Here is a 20,153-nt window from a genome sequence, read left to right as displayed (position 1 = left end):
CAAATCCGCATCAGGAGGAGTCCAGCCACGCGAGGACCGTCGACGTCGTGGGCGTCGCGGCGCAGCTGCGTGACGCGAAGTCCAGGGCCATCGCGTGATCCTCCGGCGTGAAGTCGGCCATCGCGTCGGCGACCAGGAACGGCTCGATGTCGTGTGCGTACGCGTCGCAGGCGGTCAGCAGGCAGCCGAGGTGGGCGAAGACGCCGCACACGATGAGCTGGTCGCGCGACAGGTCCCGCATCGTCGCGGCCAGCCCCGTGCGGTGGAAGGCGCTGTAGCGGTACTTCGTCACCACCGCGTCCGGGGAAGCGGGCGCCAGGGCGGGGATGATGCCGCGGCTCGACTCGTCGTCCGTCATGCCGGGGCCCCACACGTCGTGCAGCAGGCCCCGCTCGGCGCGGGTCATGCGGCCGGGCTGCGCCGTGTAGCGGACCGGCACGCCGAGCGCCTCGCACGCGGTGCGCAGGGCGGCGACGTTCGCGAGCAGCTCGCGGCCGGGTGAGCGGTCCGCGGGGAAGCGGTCCACGAAGTACCGCTGCATGTCGTGGATCAGCAGCACGCTGCGGCGCGGGTCGGCGCGCCACGGTGCGGGGCCCGAGCGGGCGGGGGTGGGCATGGGGTACGGGGCGATGGTCGGGATCATGCGTACAGCCAATCCTGGTCGGGCAGCCCGGAGGCCGCGATCCGCTCGTCCCGCCGGCGCTGTTCGGGCCCGTCGGGAAGGTGATACTCACGGCCGCCGGCGACGCTGGCGGCGACGACCCGCTCGACCCGGGGCCTGCGCGCCGCCTCGTAGCCGTCGAGGTCGAGGGCCAGGGCCGCGGCGTCCTCGATGGCCTGGGCGGCGCCCTGGGCCAGGAACGGGGGCATGGGGTGCGCGGCGTCGCCGAGCAGGACGACCCGGCCCCGCTGCCAGGCCGGCGGCGCATCCCGGGTGAACAGCGCGTGCTGCGTCGCGGGCGCCGCCGCCCGCACCAGGTCCCGCACCGGAGCGTGCCAGGACTCGAAGGCGCCCTCCAGCGGGCCGGCGGTGACGGCAACGAGGTTGAGGGCGCCGGGGACGGGATAGGCGACCACGTGCCGGCCGGAGCCCAGCCACACGGTGACGACCGGCGGCCCGGGGTCGGGCGGCAGCGGCAGCAGCGCCCGATAGGCCGTGTACCCGATGTAGTGCGGCTCGTCGGCCCACAGCGCGCCGCGGACCGAGGAGTGCAGGCCGTCGGCGCCGACGAGCAGCCCGGGCGGGCGGAACGAACCGTCGACGGGCGAGCCGAGGCGCACCGTGCCGGGTGCGAGGGCGTCCGACAGCACACCGAGGAGGTCGGCGCGGCGCAGGGTCAGGTACGGGGCGCCGTAGCGCGCCTCGGCGGCCTCGCCGAGCGGGATCCGGCCCAGCACGGCGCCGTCGGACCAGCGGCGGATCTCGCGCGCGGCCGGGCGGACCGACACCTTCTCCAGAGCGGGGCCAAGTCCGAGCCCGAAGAGCACGCGGGTCGCGTTGGGCGGCAGCTGGATGCCGAAGCCGCCGGGCGCGGGGGCCGGGCGGCGCTCGTGCACCGTGCACGGCACGCCGCCGGCGGCGAAGGCGAGGGCCGCGGTCAGGCCGCCGACGCCGCCGCCGGCGATGGAAACGGCGTCCATCAGTAGTACCGCAGCGCCGAGTCCCAGTCCTCGCCTGCGCCGAACAGGCCGCGGGGCTTCATGACCTCGGCCTGGGCGGTCAGCAGGGAGAACGGGACCAGGCCGCCGGCCGGGACGGGTGCGACGAGCGGCTCGACGCCGGGGAAGGCCGCCCGCAGCGCGGCGGTCAGGTCGTGCACGGCGGCGGCGCGCCAGCGGTCGGGGACCTCGATCTCGACGCGCAGCCGAGCGCCGTCGGCGCGGGCGCGCCAGAACCAGACGCCGTACTCCTCGGGCAGGGCGAAGACGAGCTCCTCGAGGCCGAGCTGGGTGAGCCCGCCGACGGCGAAGGCGGCGCGGCCGAGCAGGCGGACCGCGGGCAGGTGCCAGCCGCAGGGGCACTCGGCGTACGACACCTCCACCTCGTCCTCGATGGCGTAGCGCAGCAGCGGCATTGCCTCGCGGAACAGCGGCGTGACGACCAGCCGGCCGCGGCCGTCCGGGCGCAGTTCGCCCGTCGCCGGGTCCTGGACCTCGAAGACGGCCCGGTCGGCCCACAGGTGCATGGTGCCGCGCTCGCACTCGCCGGCGAGGCTGCCGGTCTCGGTGGCGCCATACTCCTCCACGACCGGCGCGCCCCAGACCCGCGCGATGCGGGCCTTGCGGGCGGGGCCGACCGGCTCGCCGCCGACGAACAGGGCGCGCAGCGACGGAAAGTCCCGGTAGCCGCCGGCCCGCGCGGCGGCCGCCCACAGCAGCGTGTCGGTCGGCAGCGACCAGGTGAGCGTGACGCCGAGGTCGTGCAGCAGGCGCACGACCCGCGAGTACGGGGTGGCGAGGGAGCGGTTGTCGGCGGGCACGACGGTGGCGCCGTGGCGGCGCGCGGCGGCGTGGGCGAGGTGGCCGGTGATCATGAGGGCGTACGGGGTGCGGACCATCATGGTGTCCTCGGCGGTGATGCCGACCCACTTGCGGGCGAAGCGTTCGGCGAGGTCGTCCCAGTCGGCCTCGGTGTAGTACGACGCGGTCGGCTCGCCGCTGCTGCCGCTGGACTCGTGGTAGGTGGCGAGGTCCGCGCGGTCGCAGGCGAGCAGGCCGAACGGGTAGGCGTCGCGCAGGTCCTGCTTGGTCGTCAGCGGCTGCTCCGCGAGGTCCGCCACCCCGCGCTTGCGGTAGAAGGGCGAGCGTTCGGCGGCGGCGAGCACGGCGGGCAGCCGGTCGCGCTGGAGCCGGGCCAGGCCGTCGAAGTCCTGCCAGTCACCGAGGTTCATGATTCCCCCAAGAGTCGCAGAGCGTTGCCCGACGCGACCAGCGCGAGGTCGGCGGGCGGGAGGCCGAGGTGACGAAGCTTCGCGACCTCGACCGAGGGGTGCTGCAGCGGATGTTCGGTGCCGAACAGGACCCGCGCGGCGCCCAGCCGCGCCACGGCGAGGCGGGCGACGGCGGTGTAGCAGCCGGAGATCTCGACGCAGGTGTTCGGCACCCCGGCGAGCACGTTCAGCCCGGACGCGTCGAGGCCCGTGTGTCCACAGTGGCCGGACACGAACGTCACGGCCGGGTGGCGGCCGGCGAGCGCGGCCAGGTCGACGGCCCGGGTGCCGGGGCGGCCGAGGCAGACGACGTACACGGGGTGCCCCGTCACCGCGGCGGTCTCGGCAAGCGCGTCGACTCCGGGTTCGTCGAGGCGGAAGCCGTGCACGGCCGGGGAGATCTCCAGGCCCCGGAACCGTGACGCCGCCGCCGCATAGGCGTCGGCGTCACGGCACGGGTCGGCGAAGAAGAACGGCACGAGCCGGCCGCCGGACGCCTCGCACGCCCGGCGCACCCCCTCGTTGTCGGCCCGCGCCTCGCTCCGCCCGCCGTCGTCGATCTGCGCGGAGAGCCGGTCGAGGTCGACCAGCCCGCCGGCGCAGACCGCGGCCCGCTCGATGCCCGCCTCGTCCAGCGCACCGAGGAGACCGGGCGAGAGCCGGGCGTGGAAGTCGAAGATCATTGCTCGTAGCACAGCTCGTCGATGGGGTACCCGACGTGGCGCTCCCGCTGCGGCAGGTACCCGAGGATGCGGTCGCCGGGCCGCAGCGCGGTCGAGTTGAGCACCGCGCCGCCCGGGCCGAGGATGCGCACGTGCCAGTCGTCCTGGACGATCAGGTTGACCGGCTCGCCGGTGTCGGCGACGGCGTCGATGGACAGCAGCGGCCGGGTCTCGATCTTCACCCGGCCCACGACGGTGGGGCGGGTGCGCCCGTCCGCGCCGACGGCCAGCACGACGCTGCCGGCGCGCAGCTCGCTGAGGTAGCGCGTGTGGCCGCCGCCGGCCAGGGTGTACGACATGATGGCGCCGGCGTTGACCCGGAACGGCCGGGTCGGCATGTACGGCAGCGGGTGCGTCTCGCTGACGCACAGCACGAGGCCCTTGGCCCGTGACCCGACCAGGATCCCCTCGTCCTTGGCCAGGTAGGTGCACGTGTCGACGCAGGCCCGCTCCCCCATACCGGCGTGCGTGACCGCGGTGACGGTCAGCTCCACCAGCTCCAGGTCGGCGGTGCGCTCCTCGACGGCGTCCTTGAGCCGGCCCGGCTCGCCGGGCGCGGACGGTGCGAGCATCACGCCGTCGGGGCCGTGCTCGAGCACGCCGAGGAACACCGGCGCCTCCTCGGCCCGCTCGACGGTGGTGATGATGAGCCCGTGCGCGTCGGCGGCCGCGGCGAGGACGATCTCGAGCGGGATGTTGGTCGGGTCGGCGAAGCGCAGCACCGTGCACGGGTCCTGGCAGACGCTCTCGCAGGCGTCGGCGAGGCTCTCGGCGTCGGTGACCTCGACGTAGCGGCCGAAGCGGGTGCCCGGGTGGTGCTGGGCGAGGCGGGCCGACTCGCCGTGCACGCGCCGGTCGAGCACGACGAGGTCGGCGTCGCCGAAGCCGTCGGGCAGCTCGGCGCCGGGCAGCAGCACCCGGGTCACGGTCGGCGGCAGGCCGGCGAGGTCCGCCGGGTCCGCGGCGACGATCGCGTCGAAGCCGCGGTGGATCGCCTCCTGGCACAGGGCGGGCTTGAGCCCGTTGGCGGCGCGGATGTCGAGCCAGCACTGCTTCACTGTGAGATTCCCTTCAAGGGTCGGGTGAGGGCGCGGTCGTGGACGAGGGCGGCGAGGCGGCGCAGCATCGCGCCCGGGTCGGCGGCGTTGAACACCAGGCGCCCGGCGGCGATCCCGCCGGCGCCGGCCCGCATCGCGTCGGCCAGGTGGGCCAGCGCGGCGGGCCCGTCGGCGGCGTCGCCGCCGGCGGCGAGCATCGGGATCGGGCAGCCGGCGGTGAGCACCTCGAGGTCGGCGACCGCGCGCGGCATCGAGGTCTTCACGAGGTCGGCGCCGAGCTCGGCGGCGATGGCCGCGGCGTGCGCGACGAGCCGCGGTGCGCGCCCGTCGGCGATGCCGGGGCCGCGGGCGTACACCATGGCCACCAGCGGCACGCCCCACCGCTCGCACTCGCCGGCGACGGCGCCGAGGTCGGCCAGCTGCCGGTCCTCGCTCGCCGCGCCCGCGTTGACGTGGACGCTGACCGCGTCGGCGCCCAGCCGCAGCGCCTCCGTCACCCCGCAGACGAGCACCTTGGCGTCGGGGTCGGTGGACAGGCCGGTGCCGGCCGAGAGGTGCACGATGAGGGACAGGTCGCGGAAGCGGCGCGCCGCCACGTGGCGCAGCGCGCCCTTGTGCAGCACGACCGCGTCGGCGCCGTTCGCGGCGAGCTCGCCGACGAGCCGGTCCAGGCTGCCCGTACGTCCACTGTGGATAACGGGCGCGCCGCTGATCGGATGGTCCAGCGGCACGACGAGCAGGCCGCCGGTTCCGTTGCGGTACAGCCGGTCCAGCCGCACCCGGCGGGCAAAGGTGTCGTTGTGAGCCACGCCTCCGGACGCTAGCCACGCCGCGGTGCACGGCCCACTACCTCAATGGGTAGTGGCCGGCCGCGCGGGGGTGCTGGCAGCGTGGCCGCCATGATGCTGGACCGGATCGCGCACGCCGAGGCGTTCGCGCTGCTGTGCCGCGGCGACCGCGTAGAAGTCCTCGCCGGCCCGCCGCTGCCGGACCTGCCCGCCCCGGGCGGCTTCGCAAACGCGGAGGACCCCGAGCGGGCGGGCGAGGTGGTGGCGGCGCTGCCGTACCGGGCGATCGCCGAGCGCGGGCTGCCGTGCGTCGAGGACGGCGCGCCGCTGCTGGCCTTCGCCGTCGCCGAGCGGACCGAGCTGCACCTGGACGAGGCGCTGCGGGAGCTGCCGCGCGACGCGACCCGGATCGTCGACGGCGGGTTCGACACGAGCGACGCCGAGTACGCCGGCATCGTGCGCGACGTGCTCGCCGAGGACATCGGCCGCGGTACCGGATCCAACTTCGTGATCCGCCGCGCCTACCGCGCCCGGATCCCGGGCTTCACCCGGCGCGCGGCCCTCGCGGTGTTCCGCCGGCTGCTGCTGGCCGAGCGCGGCGCCTACTGGACGTTCCTGGTGCACTGCCACGGCCGGACGCTGATCGGCGCGACGCCCGAGTGCCAGGCGCGGCTGGCCGGCGGGGTCGCGGCGATGAACCCGATCTCCGGCACCTACCGCTACCCGCCCGGCGGACCGACCGCACGCGGGCTGCGCCGCTTCCTCGCCGACCGCAAGGAGGTCGAGGAGCTGTTCATGGTCGCCGACGAGGAGCTCAAGACCATGGCCGCGTTCTGCGACGGCGGCGCCCGGCTGCGCGGGCCGTGGCTGCGGCCGATGTCGCGGCTGGCGCACACCGAGTACGTCGTCGACGGCCCGACCCGCCTCGGCCCGCGCGAGGTGCTGCGGGCGACCATGCCGGCCCCGACGGTGACCGGCAGCCCCCTCGCGGCCGCCTGCCGCACGGTCGCGGCCCGCGAGGGCGCCGGGCGCGGCTACTACGGCGGCGCCGTCGCGCTCATCGGCCCCGGCACGCTGGACTCGGCGCTGATCATCCGCACCGCCGAGATCGACGCGGACGGCGGCGTGGTCGTCGGGGTCGGCGGCACGCTCGTGCGGCACTGCGACCCGGACGGGGAGGCCGCCGAGACCCGGGCCAAGGCCGCGGCCCTGCTCACCGCCCTGGGCGCGGATCAGGAGCCCGCATCGGTACACCCAGAGCCCGCCCTGGCGCCGTCGACCCGCGCGCTGCGCAGGCGCAACGCGGGCCTGTCGCCGTTCTGGCTCGGCCGGCCCGTGTCGCTGCCGCCGCTGACCGGGCGGGTGCTGATCGTCGACGCCGAGGACGCGTTCACCGCGATGCTGGCCCGGCTCACCGAGGCGCTCGGGCTCGCCGTCGACGTCGACACGAAGCTGCGCGACGGCTACGACGCGGTCGTCGTCGGCCCCGGCCCCGGCGACCCCCGCGACCGCGACGACCCGCGCATCGACGGGCTGCACACGATCGTGCGGCGGCTGCTGGCCGAGCGCACCCCGATGCTCGCCGTCTGCCTCGGCCACCAGGTGCTCGCCGACGAGTGCGGGCTGGCGATCCGCCGCCTGCCACAACCGGCGCAGGGGCTGCCGCGAAGCATTCCCGGATTCGGCCGGGTCGGCTTCTACAACACGTTCGTCGCGGTGAGCGACGCACCCGGACATCGAATGAATACCCTTCATGTGACAACCGTGCGTGACGGCACACCGGAGCGGATCCGGATATTGCGGGACGCGCGCACCGGCGCCGTGCACGCAATGCGTATGACACGAGCGCGGTCAATACAGTTCCACGTCGAATCCGTGCTGACCGAGCGTGGCCCGGCGATTCTGCGCCGGCTGCTGTCCGAAATCCTCGAGCCGCCGACGGGCGGGCCCCAGCTGGCCTAAATCGGCCTGTCGGCCGATGCCGTCCGGGTTCGCCCGGGTCACCCGAAAGGCTGTTCAAGTCGATCTTCAACGGCCGCGAGAATCACGACAGACCGCAATGCCGTTCCGGACCGCAAGGGTGATTCTGCTGACGACGTCGACGTTCGGCCGCGACCGTGAGCTGGCCGTGCTGCGCCGGGCGGTGTCCGGGGCCGCGGAGGGCTTCGGCGGCTGCACCGTCGTGACCGGGCCGGCGGGCATCGGCAAGTCGCACCTCATGCAGGTCGCCACGCAGTGCGCCGGCAAGCGCGGGGTGGCGATCGCCGCGCGGGCCGCGTTCGAGCTGGACCGGGCGGCGCCGCTGATCACGCTCGCCTCGGCGCTGCAGCAGCTGCGCCCGGCGCAGCCCGCGATCGGCTGGCTGCGCGACGACGACGCGCAGTACCGCACCCTGGAACGCCTCGGCGCCGCGCTGGAGGACTACGCCGCCGTGCGCCCCCTCGTCATCGCGATCGACGACGCGCAGTGGATGGACGAGCTGTCCGCCCTGGCCGTCGCCGAGCTCGTGCCCGCCCTCGCGTCCTCGCCCGTGCGGTGGCTCTTCGCACACCGGCCCGCGCCGGCCGGCACGCCCGGGCAGCAGCTCATGGAGCGGCTCGTGCGCGACGGGCACGAGCACGTCACGCTGGGCACCCTCGACGACGAGGCGGTGCGCGGGCTGTGCGCCCAGGTCGTCGGCGCCGACGTCGACAACACCGTGCTGGCCCTGGCCGGCGGCTGCGACGGCAACCCGCTGCAGGTCGAGCAGCTGGTCCGGACCCTGCACATGACCGGGCAGCTGGTCGTCGCCGACGGCATCGCCACCGTCGTCGGCGAGGAGCTGCCCTCGAGCTTCATCACGATCGTCGACCAGATGCTGCACGGGCTGTCCAGCGACGCCCAGGAGCTGCTGCAGGCCGCGTCGGTGTTCGGGCGGCCGTTCAGCGTCGAGGGCGTCGCCCAGCTGCTCGAAGTGCGCCCGGCGACGCTGCTCAAGCAGATCCGGGAGGCCACCGCCGCGCGGGTGCTGGTCCCGCACGGCGACGAGCTCAGGTTCGTGCACGACCTGGTGCGCCTGGCGGTGTACGGCACGCTCAACGGCGCCGTCGCCACGATGCTGCACCGCCTCGCCGCGGCCGTCGCCCGCGCCGAGGGCCGCTCGCCCGTCGAGGTCGCCGAGCACCTGCTCAAGACCGGCCGCTCCGGCAGCCGCGAGGCGGTCACGATCCTGCACGAGTCCGCCCTCGAGGTCGCGCCGGCCGCGCCGAGCACCGCCGCCGACCTCATCGTGCACGCCCTGGACGTGCTCGGCGAGCACGACGCCGGCCGCACGCCACTCGTCGCCGACGCCGTCGGGCTGCTCGCCTCCGCCGGGCGGCTGGAGAAGGCGCACGACCTGGGCGAGGCGGCACTGCGGGGCGGGCTCGACGCGCGCACCGAGGCGATGCTGCTGCTCGGCCTCGCCGAGGCGTTCAAGCACGCGGGGCAGAACCGCACCGCCGTCGAGTACGCCGACCGCGCCCTGGCCAACCCCGACGTGCCCGAGACGGTGCGGGCGAAGCTCTACGCGATCCGGGCGCACGCCCGCTTCTACAGCGACGACCTCGCCGGCGCCGACACCGACGGCGAGGCCGCCACGGCCACGGGCATCGCCGCCGGCGAGTGCGCCGCGTCGGTGTTCGGGCTGACCGCCCGCAGCCTCGTCGCGCACGCGCAGGGCCGCCTCGACGACGCGCACGCGCACGCCGAGCGGGCCACCGGCATCGCCGACCGGGTCCGGGGCGACGCCGCGCACCGCCACCCGCGCATCTGGCTCGGCAGCGCGCAGGCGGCCCTCGACCGGCTCGACGAGGCGGAGGAGACCTACCGCCGCGGCCGCAAGGAGTCCGAGCGGCTCGGCACCGCCTGGTCCACGCCGCTGTGGCACTACTACCAGGCCGGGGTGCACGCCGCCCGCGGGCACCTCGACGAGGCGGCCGCCGAGGCCGAGGCCGGTGTGGCCGTCGCGCTGAACCTGACGGCGTACGCACTCGCGGTACCACTGCTGGGAACGCTGACGAGAATCGCCGTGCAGCAGGGCGACCTGCCGCAGGCGCAGGCGCACCTGGCGCACATGCACCGGCGCACGGCCACCGGCATCACCGCCGCGCCCGAGGACGTCGTGTGGGCCGAGGCGGTGCTGCAGGAGGCGATCGCCGGCCCCGACGCGGCGCTGGGCACGCTCGCGCGCATGTACGACGCCCTGCCCGAACGGCCGGTCCTCATCGCGCAGGACCCGGCCGCGGCGGCGCAGCTGGTGCACATCGCCGCCCGGGCCGGCGACACCGACCGGGCCCGCCTCGCCGTCGCCGCCGCCCGCGGCCTCGCCGAACGCAACCCCGGCGTGATCTCCCTCGCCGCCGCGGCCGACCACGCCGAGGGCGTGCTCACCGGCGACCCGTGGATGCTGCGCGGCGCCGTCGAACGCTTCCGGCGCACCCCGCGCCGGCTCGCCCTCGCCGCGGCCCTCGAGGACGCGGCGCTCGGCGCCGAGGACACCGAGCAGGGCCGCGCCTGGGCGGCGGAGGCGATCGCGATCGTCACCGACTGCCGGGCCGAGCGGGCCCGCCGCCGCCTCGAGTTCTCCCTCGGCGGCCCGAAGGCGCCCGCGGAGGCGCCGGTGTTCCGGGCCGGGTCGCCGCTGCAGCAGCTCACCCCCGCCGAGCGGGGCGTCGCGCTGCTCGTCGCCGACGGCCTCACCAACCGGCAGGTCGCCAGCTCCCTGCACCTGTCGCGGCACACCGTCGACAGCCACCTGCGCAAGATCTTCGCCAAGCTCGACATCCGCGGCCGGGTGGAGCTGGCCAACCTCGTGATGCGGGACCGCTTGAACCCGGAAGACCGCTTGAACACGTGATATACGCGGCCGGGCCGGGACTCCAGCATGGGCGTGTGGCGACGCGGTGGTCGCCGCCGCTGGCAAGCCATGGGGAGGTACCGGTGCCGACGCCGACGCTGCGCACCCAGGTACTCGTGGTCGGGGCCGGCCCGACCGGCGCGGTGCTCGCGCTGGAGCTGGCACACCACGGCGTACCGTGCCTGGTCGTCGAGCGCGCCATCGCGCCGCCACGCCACCCCGGCGTCGACCGGCTGACCGGCCACGCGGTAGACCTGCTGCGCCGCCTGGGCCTCGCCGACCTGGTCCGCCGGCACGGCGCCGGCGCCGGGCCGGACGACGGCCCCGACGGCGTCGAATGGCGCACCCGCCTGGACGACGAGCCGCTGCTGGTCTCGCCGGGGCCGGCCGACGCCGGGGCGCAGCTGCGCATCGCCGCGGCCGAGCTGACCAGGCGGCTGCGCGACGAGCTGCGCGCGCACCCGCTGGTCGAGCTGCGGGAGGGCTGGACGTTCACCGGGCTGCGCATCGAGCCCGGCGGCGCGGTCGCGAACATGCTGGAGGTGCGCTCCGGCGCGCGCCACGCCGTCGCGGCACGGCACCTCGCGGGCTGCGACGGGGCGCAGAGCACGGTGCGGCGCTGCCTCGAGGTCCCGATGGATGGGCTCATCAATGGGCACAGTCCGGCCGTTCAATATTGCTCGGTGTTCTTCCGCAGCGCCGACCCGCGACTGCCGGCCGCCGACCGGCGCCGCGGCACCGTCGTCGTCGGCGGGCTGACCAGCGTGAGCCGCGGCAACGGCGACAGCTGGGTGGCGCACCTGCCGGTCGGCGCCGACGAGCCGGTGACCACCGACCCGGTGGCGATGCTGCGGTCCCGGCTCGGCAGCGGCCTGGACGTGCCCGAGGTCATCGCCGTCGCCGAGTGGGACGACGCGCTCGCCGTCGCCGCCGCCTACCGCCGCGGCCCGGTGTTCCTGGCCGGCGAGGCCGCCCACCGCTTCCACCCGGCCGGCGAGCTCGCCGACACGAGCCTCGCCGACGCCGTCGACCTGGGCTGGAAGCTCGCGGCGGCGATCAACGGCTGGGGCGGCCCGGGCCTGCTGGAAAGCTACGAGTCGGAGCGGCGCCCGCTCGCCCTGCTCGACCGGGAACTGCTCGCGCGTGCGCTGGAGACCCGCCGCCGGTTCGGCCGGCTCAACGCCGCAGGCGCCGCGCCGGAACTGCTGGCCGGGCTGCTGCGGCAGGAGGCGCACCGCCCCGACGCGGGCGCGCTGCCGGCCCGGCACGCGACGTCGGCGGTGGTCTGGCACGACGGCGCGGCCCACTCGGCCGTGCGCCCCGGCGGGCGCGCCCCGGACGTGCGGCTGGACGGCGGAGGCCCGCTCGCCGACCGCTTCGGCCCCGAGCTGACCCTCGTCGACCTCACCGGCGACCGGGCCGGCGCCCAGCTCGCCGCCGCGGCGGCGGCGCGCGGCATCCCGGTGCGGCACCTGCCGGTCGCGGACGCGGCGGTGCGGGCCGGCTGGGACCGGCACCTGGCGCTGGTGCGCCCGGACCGGCACGTCGCGTGGTGCGCCGACGCCCCGCCGAACGACTGGAACGCCGTGCTCGACCTGGTCAGCGGCAAGACCACGTGAATACGTGATACCGGCGGCCTGCCTCCGGAGGCGAGGCTCGGAGGACCCCAGCACCTCCGACAGGCAGGACAGGACCGATGAGCAATACGACCCTGGCGCCCCTGACGGCCAGCCCGGACCTGAACAACACGGTCACGAGCCGGTGGCACCGGCGGCTGTCGGCCAACCCGGCCGCCAAGCGCAGCCACTGGCGGACCAAGACGGTGTACTTCCGCGCCGTCGCCACGCTCGTGGCCGGCGCGCCGACGGCCCAGCTGACGTGGAAAAGCATCGTGGAGGCGGCCGCGCCGAACGGCAGCCGCAGCACGTTCTACGAGGTCGCCGGGGCACACGCCCGGCACCCTCTGATCGAGGCGTTCATCAACGACGGGCGCATGGACTCGATCCAGCTGGCCCTGTACTACCGCCGCCCCGACGCCGTGGCGCAACTGCTCGACGAGGCGAAGGTCTGGTCGTACTGGCCGTTTCGCGAGCGGATGCTCGACGCCGTCACCGCCGCCGGCCCGATGTCGGCCGAGGCCCTGGAGGCCGAGGTCACCGACTCGCTGGCGAAGTGGGCGCGGCTCAACCCGCAGCTCGCCGCGGCGCTGAACTTCGCACCGCCGGCGTGCGCGGTCGAGGACCTGATGCTGATCTGGAACGGCCGCCTGGCCGCGGTGCGCGCCGCGAACCAGCTCACCGACTACCTGCGGCGCACCGCCTGACGTCGATGCGCCGCCGGGCCGTTAGTCTGGCGGCGTGCGACTGCGACGGCTGGAGCGGCAGTGCCGGCGCCTGATCGCGGACGTCGAGGTGCCGGAGCCGTTCGAGCTGTCCGCGTTCCTGTCCTACGTCGCCGCCCGCCGCGGCCGCGACCTGCACCTGCATCCACAGCCCGCACCGGCCGGCGCGCCGTGCGGGCTGTGGCTGGCCACCGACACGGCCGACCACGTCTTCTTCGCCGCGGGCACCGACCCGATGCACCGCCGGCACATCATCCTGCACGAGGTCGGGCACATCCTGTGCGACCACCGCGCGCCCGGCCTCGTCCTGCCCGACCTCGACCCGTCGACCGTCGCCCGCGTGCTGCGCCGCTCCACCTACTCGGCGCCCCAGGAGCAGGTCGCCGAGATGATCGCGACGATGATCAGCGGCCGGGCGTTGCGCGCGCCCGAGCCGCGCTCCGCCGACCCGCTGCTGCAGGGCCTGCACGAGGCGCTGATCCCGAGGCCGGCGCATGGCCTTCGCTGACACGCTCGAGTTCCTGGTCCTGGCCGCGTTCTGGGCGTTCACGATCTGGCGGTTCGCGACGCCGCAGACGCCGCGCGGCCGGGCGGTGCGCCTCGTCGCGCTGCTGGTCACGCTCTCGTTCACGGTCAACCGCCGCGAGATCTCGTTCGCCACGGACCGGCTGCTGCAGGTGGCCGATGTTTCGGTACCGCTGAAGAATCTGGCGACCGTGGCGGCATCCGCGGCCATGGTGCACCTCACCGGCCTGCTGCCGGGGCCCGCGGCCGACCGTCCCCGGCTGCGCCGGCTGGCGTATGCGCTGCTGGCGGCGGCCGGCTCGGCGATGGTGGTCCTGTTCGTGCTGGTGCCGCGGGACCCGGCGCGCGGCGACTTCGTGGCGGAGCGGGCCGGCACGCCGCTGGTGACCGCGTACTCGGTGCTGACGCAGTTCGGCCTGTTCGTCGGCCTGGCGTGCTGCCTGGTGCTGTTCCATCCGGCGGCCGGCCGGGCCGGGCGCGGGTCGCTGCGGCTGGGCCTGCGCCTACTCACCGCGGGCGCGGTCGTCGGCCTGCTGTTCATGGCGAACCGGGTGGCGTTCCAGGTCAGCAACGCGCTGGGCAGCGACGCGCTGAACGGCCAGGCCGCCGAGAGCGCGTCGCGCAGCCTGCTGGCGGCGATGCTGCTGTTGTTCGCGGCGGGGGCGGCGCTGCCGGCGCTGGGCGGGTTGCGGCGGTGGGCGGGCCGTTATGCGGCGCTGCAGCGGCTGCGTCCACTGTGGGCGTCGTTGGTGTCGTCGGTACCGCACGTCGTGCTGGGCGACCCGCCGGGCCGCCTGACGGACGTGCTGGCGCTGCGCAGCGTGGACCTGCGCCTGTACCGGCGGATCATCGAGATTCGCGACGCGCAGTGGGAGCTCGGCCTGGTCGCGCACGCCCCGTCGACGGAGGCGACGCTGGACGAGCAGGCGCGCGCCCTGCTGCGGGAAGGAAGCGTTGTGGCCACCCCCGTCGACAACCTCGACGCCGAGCATCTTGGCCACAACGATCCACCCGGCGGTCCCCCCGCCCTCAACCTGAGTTGATAGCGCGCCGTAGCCCCATAAATCTGAGCTTATGATGGAGATTTCCACCGAGCAGGTGGGATTGTCAAGGGTTGATGCGATGAGTGAACCGTCACTGGCGGGCAAGCTTGACCGGCTGTTTCGCACCATGCACCCCGCGGACCGCGGCGAGTACACGTACGAGGAGGTCGCCGCGGCCATCCGCGAGCGCGGCGTGATGATCTCGCACACGTACGTCTGGCAGCTGCGTAAGGGCCTGCGCGACAACCCGACGAAGCGGCACCTGGAGGCCCTGGCCGAGTTCTTCGGGGTCAACGCCGCGTACTTCCTCGACGACGACCCGGCGACGGTGCAGCGCATCGAGGAGCAGCTGGACCTGCTCGCCGCGCTGCGCGACAGCGCCGTGCGGGCGGTCGCACTGCGGGCCGCGGGCCTGTCGGCGCCGAGCCTGGAGGCGATCCACGGCATGATCGAGCACGCCCGGCGCATCGAGGGCCTGTCCGAGTAGCCCTGTTCACACTGGCCTTGACATCAGCGTCAAGGTTTACCGTCGATGACATGCGGATCGGCGAGCTGGCGGAGCGTACCGGCACGAGCACGAGGGCGCTGCGCTACTACGAGCAGCACGGCCTGCTCGCGGCCCGTCGCACGTCCAACGGCTACCGCGAGTACGACGAGACCGACCTGCGCCTGGTCCGCGAGATCCGCTCGCTGCTGGAGATCGGCTTCAACCTCGAGGACACCCGCCCGTTCGTGGAGTGCCTGCGCTCGGGCCGGGCGAGCGGGGCCGAGTGCCCCGGCTCGATCGAGGTGCTCGGCCGCAAGCTCGCCGACCTGGACGGGTGCATCGCCCGCCTGCAGGCCGCGCGGGCCTTGGTCGAGCGGGAACTGGCGCACGCCATCGAACAGGAACTGGAGACCCCTTCATGACGACCGAGGTGACCGACGCGACCTTTGCCGCGGAGGTGCTCAAGAGCGACGTACCGGTGCTCGTCGACTTCTGGGCCGAGTGGTGCCCGCCGTGCCACCGCATCGCCCCGATGCTGGACGAGCTGGCCGCGGAGTACGAGGGCCGGGCGCGCATCGTGAAGCTCAACGCCGACGACAACCCCCTGACGGCCCGCACCTACGGCGTGATGGCCATGCCGACCCTGGCGGTGTTCCGCGCCGGCGAGGTCGTCTCCCAGCACGTCGGCGCCCGCCCGAAGGCCAAGCTCCGCGAGCAACTCGACGCCGCTCTCTGACCTCTGCTTCTCGAAAAGTCGGGCGCTCCGCGCCACGACTTTTCGGACTTATACCCTGGCAGGAGATAAATCTGATAAGTCATGATGCCGCCAGGCATCATGACTTATCGGCGTTTCAGCGCACTCTGCAATCGGACTCCGGCGCCCTGACCGCGCTTTGATCTGGGTGGTTCGTCGGTGTGACTTTGATTGGTATCCGGTTGACCTGGGCACCGTGACCAACCTGACCCGGGGCGACGGGCGCGCGGCGGACTACCCTGATCACTGTGTCCGCCCCGCAGATTCACACCGGCCGCGTCGTACGCACCGAGCGCCTGACGCCCAACATGCACCGCGTCGTCCTCGGCGGCGACGGGCTGTCGCGGTTCGCCGTCGGCGAGTACACGGACCACTACGTCAAGCTGATGTTCCCGCGGGACGGGGTGCGCTACGACGAGCCGTTCGACCCCGCCGCCGCCCGCGCCACGATGCCGCGGGAGCAGTGGCCGGTCACCCGGACCTACACGGTGCGCGAGTGGGACCCGGCCGCGGGCGAGCTCACCCTCGACTTCGTGCTGCACGGCGACACCGGGCTCGCCGCCCGCTGGGCCGTGCGCGCCCGGCCCGGCGACCCGCTGCACTTCGGCGGGCCCGGCGGGGCATACTCGCCCGACCCCGCCGCCGGCTGGCACCTGCTCGCCGGCGACGAGAGCGCCCTGCCCGCCATCGCCGCCGCGCTGCCCCGCGTGCCGGCCGGGGCCGCGTGCGCGGCGTTCGTCGAGATCGGCGACCCGGACGACCGGCAGGACGTGCCGGGCGTGACGTGGCTGTACCGCGGCGGCCGGCCCATCGGCTCGCTGCTGGTGCCGGCGGTCCTGGCCCACCCCTTCCCGGCCGGCGCCAACCCATCGGACGTGCACGCCTTCGTCCACGGCGAGGCCGCGTTCGTCAAGGAGCTGCGCCGCTACCTGCGCATCGAGCGCGGCATGCCGCGCGAGCGGATGTCGGTCTCCGGCTACTGGCGGCTCGGGCACGACGAGGACGGCTGGCAGGCCTCCAAGCGCGCCTGGAACGCCCAGATCGAGGCCGAGCAGGAGCCCGCGCTGTCGGCCTAGAGGGTCGGGCTCGTGATGGTGAACCGCGCCTCGACGGCGGCGTACACCCGCTGGCGCTGCGGATCGAGCTGCAGCTCCGCCGCCGCTGATTTGCTGCTCAACCCCCGGTAGGCCGGGTAGGCCGACTGCGCCTCGTAGCGCCCGCCGCTCAGGCCCGGGTCGGCCAGCTCCATCAGCTCGAGGACCTCGGCGCCGAGAGCGGTGGCGTACTCGCGGGCCCGCGCGATGGCGTCGGTGACCGCGGCCGCCCGCGCCTCCTTGTGCACCGGGCTGTCCGGGCGCAGCGACCAGTTCGGGCCGTGGACCTGCGTCTGGTCCCGCCCGGCCACGGCGAGCATCATCTCGCCCAGCGCCGCGAAGTCCGTGACGGTGACCGTCGTCGAAACGCTGCCGTTGTACGCCGTGACGCGCTCCCCCCGCCGGCCCGCCTCCGGATAGACGTGCAGCCCGCCCGTCTCCCGCTTCTCGATCCCCTCGCCGAAGCGGTCGAGGTACTGGCGCAGGGCGTCGGCGCGCTCCCGCAGCCGTTCGAGCGTGGCCTGCCGATCCTTGTCCCGCGCGCCCGTCACCACCGTGAACTCGGCGAGCTCGGGCTCGACCTCGCGTACCGACTCGCCTCGCACTGCCACCGTCGTCATGACGTGCAGCCTAGGACTTGGGTCGTAGGTTGTCGGCGACGGAACCTGTCGTACGTGAGTTCTATGATGAGTCCTGCCGATGGATCAACCGTAGGGTTCCGGACGCGAGCGGGAGGTGGCCAGCATGCCCGACGTTGTGCTGGTGTCCGCGCCGGTTCGCCGGACCCGGGGCAAGTCCAAGGTCAGGAACTGGCGCCGTGAGGAACACGCCCCTGTCGCCGTGATCCGCCTGGAGGTTGACGCTAGTGCCCCGGCTACCCGCAACCGGGTGGAGGGGTTGTTCACCGCGGTCCATGCATTGCGCCGGGCCGTGCAGCGGCAGGCTCGCGATCGGGTGGCCGCGTACTGGGCTGCGCACCGGTTGCGGGAGCAGGTTGGGCCGGCCCGGGCCCGTCAGCGGTTCGGGCTGTCCCGCAAAGCCCTGGAAGGGGCCGCTGCCGAGCACGTCGAGCGGTCGGGCTGGCTTCGGCATCATCTGACCAAGGCCCTCGCGATGCACCTCGCGGACGAGGTCTGGGCAACCTGCGACCGGCACCTGTTCCCGGACCGGACGGGCCAGCGCCACGGGCCGCCGAGCGTCGGCGCATGGTGGGACTCGACCCGCATCCCCGGCCGTGCCCGCAGCCACACCAAGCCCCGCACCTGGGAAACCTTCCGCCTCGTCGGCTCCCTGGCCGAGCATCAGGCCGCGTACGCGGCAACCCGGCCCGGGTCGGCCTTGTCGCAGCCGAAGACCCTGCCCACTGCGGCCCGTCCCGAGGGCCAGTCCGGATGGTGGGCCTACCACGGTCCGCTCACGGTTGTGCTCACCGGGGCCGGCGACGACGTGGTCCTACCCGTCCGCCTGCCGCAGGGCGCCGGGCAGTGGCCGCGGTTGGAGCATTTCCTCGCCGGCCCAAGCCGGTGGCACAAGATCGACCTGGTCCGGGTCGAAGACTCGAAAGCCCCCGGCGGGTGGCGGTACTCCGCGCATCTGATGATCCTCGGCGAGGGCTGGACCAGCCCGGCCGTGCACGCCCAGCGGCTCCTCGCTGCCCAAGGTCGCACCGGCGGAGTGGACGGGAACGTGTCCAACCTCGCGATCGTCTCCATGCCCGCCGATCCCAGCATCGCCGGCGGCCTGGCGGTGGATCAGGTGCTGGTGACCCCCGAGCAGCGGGCCGCCGCGGAGCAGGATCGTCTGACCGCCCGCCGTCGGCAGAAGGCCCTGGACCGGTCCCGGCGCAATGCGAACCGGGACCAGTACCGGCTCTCGACCCGTGAGCAGGCCCGCGCCGACCGGCGCGACGCCGCCGGCCTGCCGGAACGCCGGGTAGACACGCCGACCGGCCCGCGGGTCGCGGACGCGGCTGGACGCCCGCAACGCGCCTACCGGTACGACGTGCTGACCCCGTCGTACCGGCGGACCCGGGCCGAGCACGCGACCGCGGGACGATCCGCGACGCAGGCGAAACAGGCCCGCGCCCGCGACGTCGCCGTCCGGGTCATCCAGGCCCACGGCCCGCACCTGACCGTCGAACACCTGGACATGCGGGCGTGGGCGCGGATGTGGGGACGCGGTATCGCCCTGTTCTCGCCCGGCATGCTCGTCGCTGCGCTCGCCCGCGAATGCGTTGCCGCCGGCGGACGTCTCCAGCGGGCCGGCACCCAGCAGACGGCCCTGTCACAGCAGTGCCCGTGCGGGCACCGTGCGAAGAAGCCACTCGCCCAACGCACCCACCACTGCCCACAGTGCGGGCTGGTCGGCGACCGCGACCTCGTCGCGGCGGCGATGGCTGCCTGCGTCCGCCTCACCGACCCGAACGTGCCCGGGTCAGCGTTCATCGATGCAACCTTGCGAGCCGCGCTGCGGCAACGTCTTACAGGGCAGCAAGAGGCCCTGCGCCGGTCAACCGCACCCGCTCCCAATCCAGCGTCCGCTGGGGCGGTGGTAGGGGCGGCAGCCACACCCACCAGCGGTGTGGCCTCTGCCGGCGAAACGGTCACACCACTGGTGGCGCAACCCCCGATGAGCGACGGCAGCCTGCTGCCGGGACCACGCGCGGACCACGCCACCAGCCCGGACAGGCCCCGCCCGGGGCCAGACCACGAGTTTCGACTCAACTCTTAGGAGTCGCCGTCACGCCCCTCGACCGCGCGGCGCTTGCGGCGGCGCCGCTCCACGGCGACGCCGCCCCAGAAGGCGAAGCCGGTGACCACGATGCGCGGCGCGCCGTGGCGGCCCGGTCCCGCGGCATCGTGACCGAAGCCGCCCATGAGGCCGGCGCCCGTCACGTGCACCTCGGCGTCCTCAGGGACGATGACCGAGACGCCGCCCATGACCGCGAACGCGCGAATCTTGATCTCGCCGTGCAGCATGCGCGCCTCGCGCAGGTCGACGGTGCCGCCGCCCCAGAACGCGAAGCAGGTGAACAGCCGCGGCGGGACCCACGGGCCGCGGCGCGTGAAGCCGCTCATGACGGCGACGGCCGTGCCGGTCGAGGGCACCTCGCCCGGCCGCGGCGGCACGCCGTCCATCGGCACGGGTGCCGTGCGCGCGCTGGGCAGGTCGCGGGTGATGGGCTCGAGCTCGGCGTAGGTGCGGGCCGCATAGACGGCGTGCAGCCGCTCGTCGACCTCGTCGAGGTCGAGGCGGCCTTCGGCGGCTGCGGTGCGCAGCACCTCGGCGACGCGCTCGCGATCGGCGTCCGAGGCTCGCATCTGGCGGGGGTCGAGACGCTCGGGCAGGTCGGCCATGGCGACCAGCGTAGGACCACCGCCCGCCCGCCGGCGCACCGGGAAGAGCGGCGAATCGCCCGCTTTCGGCTGGACACTTCCTGAAACATGCAAACATAACGGGCCCAGGGCTTATCCTGCCCGAAACAACCACTTGCCAAACCGAAGACTTGCGCAAGGGGCTCGGTAGCGTTTTGGAT

General features: G+C 74.5%; 19 protein-coding genes. 11 read left to right on the top strand and 8 right to left on the bottom strand.

The window, feature by feature from the left end:
- Nucleotides 1–10: 10 nt before the first annotated feature.
- From ABD901_RS26630 to ABD901_RS26605, 6 genes are read right to left on the bottom strand one after another with little or no spacing between them, the layout of a single operon-like run.
- Nucleotides 11–643 carry an isochorismatase family protein gene (locus ABD901_RS26630; protein WP_345130281.1) on the bottom strand — a complete coding sequence of 211 codons (633 nt, stop codon included), beginning with the start codon at nucleotides 641–643 and terminating at the stop codon, nucleotides 11–13.
- Nucleotides 640–1,641 carry an FAD-dependent monooxygenase gene (locus tag ABD901_RS26625; protein ID WP_345130279.1) on the bottom strand — a complete coding sequence of 334 codons (1,002 nt, stop codon included), beginning with the start codon at nucleotides 1,639–1,641 and terminating at the stop codon, nucleotides 640–642. The genes ABD901_RS26630 and ABD901_RS26625 overlap by 4 nt, the downstream gene beginning before the upstream one ends.
- On the bottom strand, nucleotides 1,641–2,891 hold the full coding sequence (locus tag ABD901_RS26620) for a phenylacetate--CoA ligase family protein (RefSeq protein WP_345130277.1): 1,251 nt from the start codon (nucleotides 2,889–2,891) through the stop codon (nucleotides 1,641–1,643). The genes ABD901_RS26625 and ABD901_RS26620 overlap by 1 nt, the downstream gene beginning before the upstream one ends.
- On the bottom strand, nucleotides 2,888–3,613 hold the full coding sequence (locus ABD901_RS26615) for an amidohydrolase family protein (RefSeq protein ID WP_345130274.1): 726 nt from the start codon (nucleotides 3,611–3,613) through the stop codon (nucleotides 2,888–2,890). The genes ABD901_RS26620 and ABD901_RS26615 overlap by 4 nt, the downstream gene beginning before the upstream one ends.
- Nucleotides 3,610–4,710 (bottom strand): 3-dehydroquinate synthase II family protein, encoded by a 1,101-nt coding sequence (locus ABD901_RS26610; RefSeq protein ID WP_345130272.1) that lies wholly within the window; start codon nucleotides 4,708–4,710, stop codon nucleotides 3,610–3,612. Before ABD901_RS26610 ends, ABD901_RS26615 begins: the two co-directional genes overlap by 4 nt.
- Entirely contained in the window at nucleotides 4,707–5,519 is an 813-nt protein-coding gene (locus ABD901_RS26605) for a 2-amino-3,7-dideoxy-D-threo-hept-6-ulosonate synthase (RefSeq protein WP_345130270.1), read from the bottom strand. The genes ABD901_RS26610 and ABD901_RS26605 overlap by 4 nt, the downstream gene beginning before the upstream one ends.
- Before the next feature lie 90 nt (nucleotides 5,520–5,609).
- Between ABD901_RS26605 and ABD901_RS26600 the strand changes: the two genes are divergently transcribed.
- The 10 genes from ABD901_RS26600 to ABD901_RS26555 all read left to right on the top strand — a co-directional run bounded on the left by ABD901_RS26600 (nucleotide 5,610) and on the right by ABD901_RS26555 (nucleotide 16,600).
- Nucleotides 5,610–7,460, top strand: coding sequence for an anthranilate synthase family protein (locus tag ABD901_RS26600; protein WP_345130268.1), 1,851 nt, complete (start codon nucleotides 5,610–5,612; stop codon nucleotides 7,458–7,460).
- A gap of 118 nt (nucleotides 7,461–7,578) precedes the next feature.
- Nucleotides 7,579–10,374: a helix-turn-helix transcriptional regulator gene (locus ABD901_RS26595; RefSeq protein WP_345130266.1), complete on the top strand. Its 2,796-nt coding sequence runs from the start codon at nucleotides 7,579–7,581 to the stop codon at nucleotides 10,372–10,374.
- A gap of 83 nt (nucleotides 10,375–10,457) precedes the next feature.
- On the top strand, nucleotides 10,458–11,993 hold the full coding sequence (locus tag ABD901_RS26590) for an FAD-dependent monooxygenase (protein WP_345130264.1): 1,536 nt from the start codon (nucleotides 10,458–10,460) through the stop codon (nucleotides 11,991–11,993).
- A 77-nt stretch (nucleotides 11,994–12,070) separates the two neighbouring features.
- Nucleotides 12,071–12,697: a hypothetical protein gene (locus ABD901_RS26585; protein WP_345130261.1), complete on the top strand. Its 627-nt coding sequence runs from the start codon at nucleotides 12,071–12,073 to the stop codon at nucleotides 12,695–12,697.
- 34 nt (nucleotides 12,698–12,731) lie between these two features.
- A complete protein-coding gene (locus ABD901_RS26580; RefSeq protein ID WP_345130259.1) occupies nucleotides 12,732–13,223 on the top strand; it encodes a hypothetical protein in 492 nt (163 codons plus the stop codon).
- Nucleotides 13,210–14,283 (top strand): MAB_1171c family putative transporter, encoded by a 1,074-nt coding sequence (locus ABD901_RS26575; protein ID WP_345130257.1) that lies wholly within the window; start codon nucleotides 13,210–13,212, stop codon nucleotides 14,281–14,283. Before ABD901_RS26580 ends, ABD901_RS26575 begins: the two co-directional genes overlap by 14 nt.
- A 79-nt stretch (nucleotides 14,284–14,362) precedes the next feature.
- Complete coding sequence (locus tag ABD901_RS26570) at nucleotides 14,363–14,770, top strand: XRE family transcriptional regulator (RefSeq protein WP_345130254.1); 408 nt, start codon at nucleotides 14,363–14,365, stop codon at nucleotides 14,768–14,770.
- Nucleotides 14,771–14,820: 50 nt separating this feature from the next.
- Complete coding sequence (locus ABD901_RS26565) at nucleotides 14,821–15,192, top strand: MerR family transcriptional regulator (protein WP_345130252.1); 372 nt, start codon at nucleotides 14,821–14,823, stop codon at nucleotides 15,190–15,192.
- Nucleotides 15,189–15,506 (top strand): thioredoxin, encoded by a 318-nt coding sequence (gene trxA, locus ABD901_RS26560; protein WP_345130250.1) that lies wholly within the window; start codon nucleotides 15,189–15,191, stop codon nucleotides 15,504–15,506. Before ABD901_RS26565 ends, trxA begins: the two co-directional genes overlap by 4 nt.
- A 260-nt stretch (nucleotides 15,507–15,766) precedes the next feature.
- Complete coding sequence (locus ABD901_RS26555; RefSeq protein WP_380139330.1) at nucleotides 15,767–16,600, top strand: siderophore-interacting protein; 834 nt, start codon at nucleotides 15,767–15,769, stop codon at nucleotides 16,598–16,600.
- Here the strand turns inward: ABD901_RS26555 and ABD901_RS26550 are convergent.
- Nucleotides 16,597–17,238 carry an SIMPL domain-containing protein gene (locus ABD901_RS26550; protein ID WP_345130246.1) on the bottom strand — a complete coding sequence of 214 codons (642 nt, stop codon included), beginning with the start codon at nucleotides 17,236–17,238 and terminating at the stop codon, nucleotides 16,597–16,599. The two genes, ABD901_RS26555 and ABD901_RS26550, sit on opposite strands and share 4 nt — an antisense overlap.
- Before the next feature lie 124 nt (nucleotides 17,239–17,362).
- On the opposite strand from ABD901_RS26550, the gene ABD901_RS26545 reads away from it, so the two are divergent.
- Nucleotides 17,363–19,348, top strand: a complete 1,986-nt coding sequence (locus tag ABD901_RS26545; protein ID WP_345130244.1) for a zinc ribbon domain-containing protein — start codon at nucleotides 17,363–17,365, stop codon at nucleotides 19,346–19,348.
- On the opposite strand, the gene ABD901_RS26540 is transcribed toward ABD901_RS26545, so the two are convergent.
- Nucleotides 19,345–19,974, bottom strand: coding sequence for a DUF1707 SHOCT-like domain-containing protein (locus tag ABD901_RS26540; RefSeq protein ID WP_345130241.1), 630 nt, complete (start codon nucleotides 19,972–19,974; stop codon nucleotides 19,345–19,347). The two genes, ABD901_RS26545 and ABD901_RS26540, sit on opposite strands and share 4 nt — an antisense overlap.
- Nucleotides 19,975–20,153 lie beyond the last annotated feature (179 nt).

It is taken from the genome of Dactylosporangium darangshiense (assembly GCF_039537565.1).
Lineage (GTDB): Bacteria > Actinomycetota > Actinomycetes > Mycobacteriales > Micromonosporaceae > Dactylosporangium > Dactylosporangium darangshiense.
The sequence above is the reverse complement of the archived record's forward strand: the minus strand, read 5'-3'. Positions and strand labels throughout refer to the sequence as shown.

Excerpts from the sequence above, each read along its gene's own strand:
- ABD901_RS26625 (WP_345130279.1), bottom strand. The coding sequence starts at position 1,641 with ATGGACGCCGTTTCCATCGCCGGCGGCGGCGTCGGCGGCCTGACCGCG.
- ABD901_RS26600 (WP_345130268.1), top strand. The coding sequence starts at position 5,610 with ATGATGCTGGACCGGATCGCGCACGCCGAGGCGTTCGCGCTGCTGTGC.
- ABD901_RS26565 (WP_345130252.1), top strand. The coding sequence starts at position 14,821 with ATGCGGATCGGCGAGCTGGCGGAGCGTACCGGCACGAGCACGAGGGCG.
- ABD901_RS26630 (WP_345130281.1), bottom strand. The coding sequence starts at position 643 with ATGATCCCGACCATCGCCCCGTACCCCATGCCCACCCCCGCCCGCTCG.
- ABD901_RS26615 (WP_345130274.1), bottom strand. The coding sequence starts at position 3,613 with ATGATCTTCGACTTCCACGCCCGGCTCTCGCCCGGTCTCCTCGGTGCG.
- ABD901_RS26545 (WP_345130244.1), top strand. The coding sequence starts at position 17,363 with ATGCCCGACGTTGTGCTGGTGTCCGCGCCGGTTCGCCGGACCCGGGGC.
- ABD901_RS26575 (WP_345130257.1), top strand. The coding sequence starts at position 13,210 with ATGGCCTTCGCTGACACGCTCGAGTTCCTGGTCCTGGCCGCGTTCTGG.
- ABD901_RS26550 (WP_345130246.1), bottom strand. The coding sequence starts at position 17,238 with ATGACGACGGTGGCAGTGCGAGGCGAGTCGGTACGCGAGGTCGAGCCC.
- ABD901_RS26585 (WP_345130261.1), top strand. The coding sequence starts at position 12,071 with ATGAGCAATACGACCCTGGCGCCCCTGACGGCCAGCCCGGACCTGAAC.
- ABD901_RS26620 (WP_345130277.1), bottom strand. The coding sequence starts at position 2,891 with ATGAACCTCGGTGACTGGCAGGACTTCGACGGCCTGGCCCGGCTCCAG.
- ABD901_RS26570 (WP_345130254.1), top strand. The coding sequence starts at position 14,363 with ATGAGTGAACCGTCACTGGCGGGCAAGCTTGACCGGCTGTTTCGCACC.
- trxA (WP_345130250.1), top strand. The coding sequence starts at position 15,189 with ATGACGACCGAGGTGACCGACGCGACCTTTGCCGCGGAGGTGCTCAAG.
- ABD901_RS26540 (WP_345130241.1), bottom strand. The coding sequence starts at position 19,974 with ATGGCCGACCTGCCCGAGCGTCTCGACCCCCGCCAGATGCGAGCCTCG.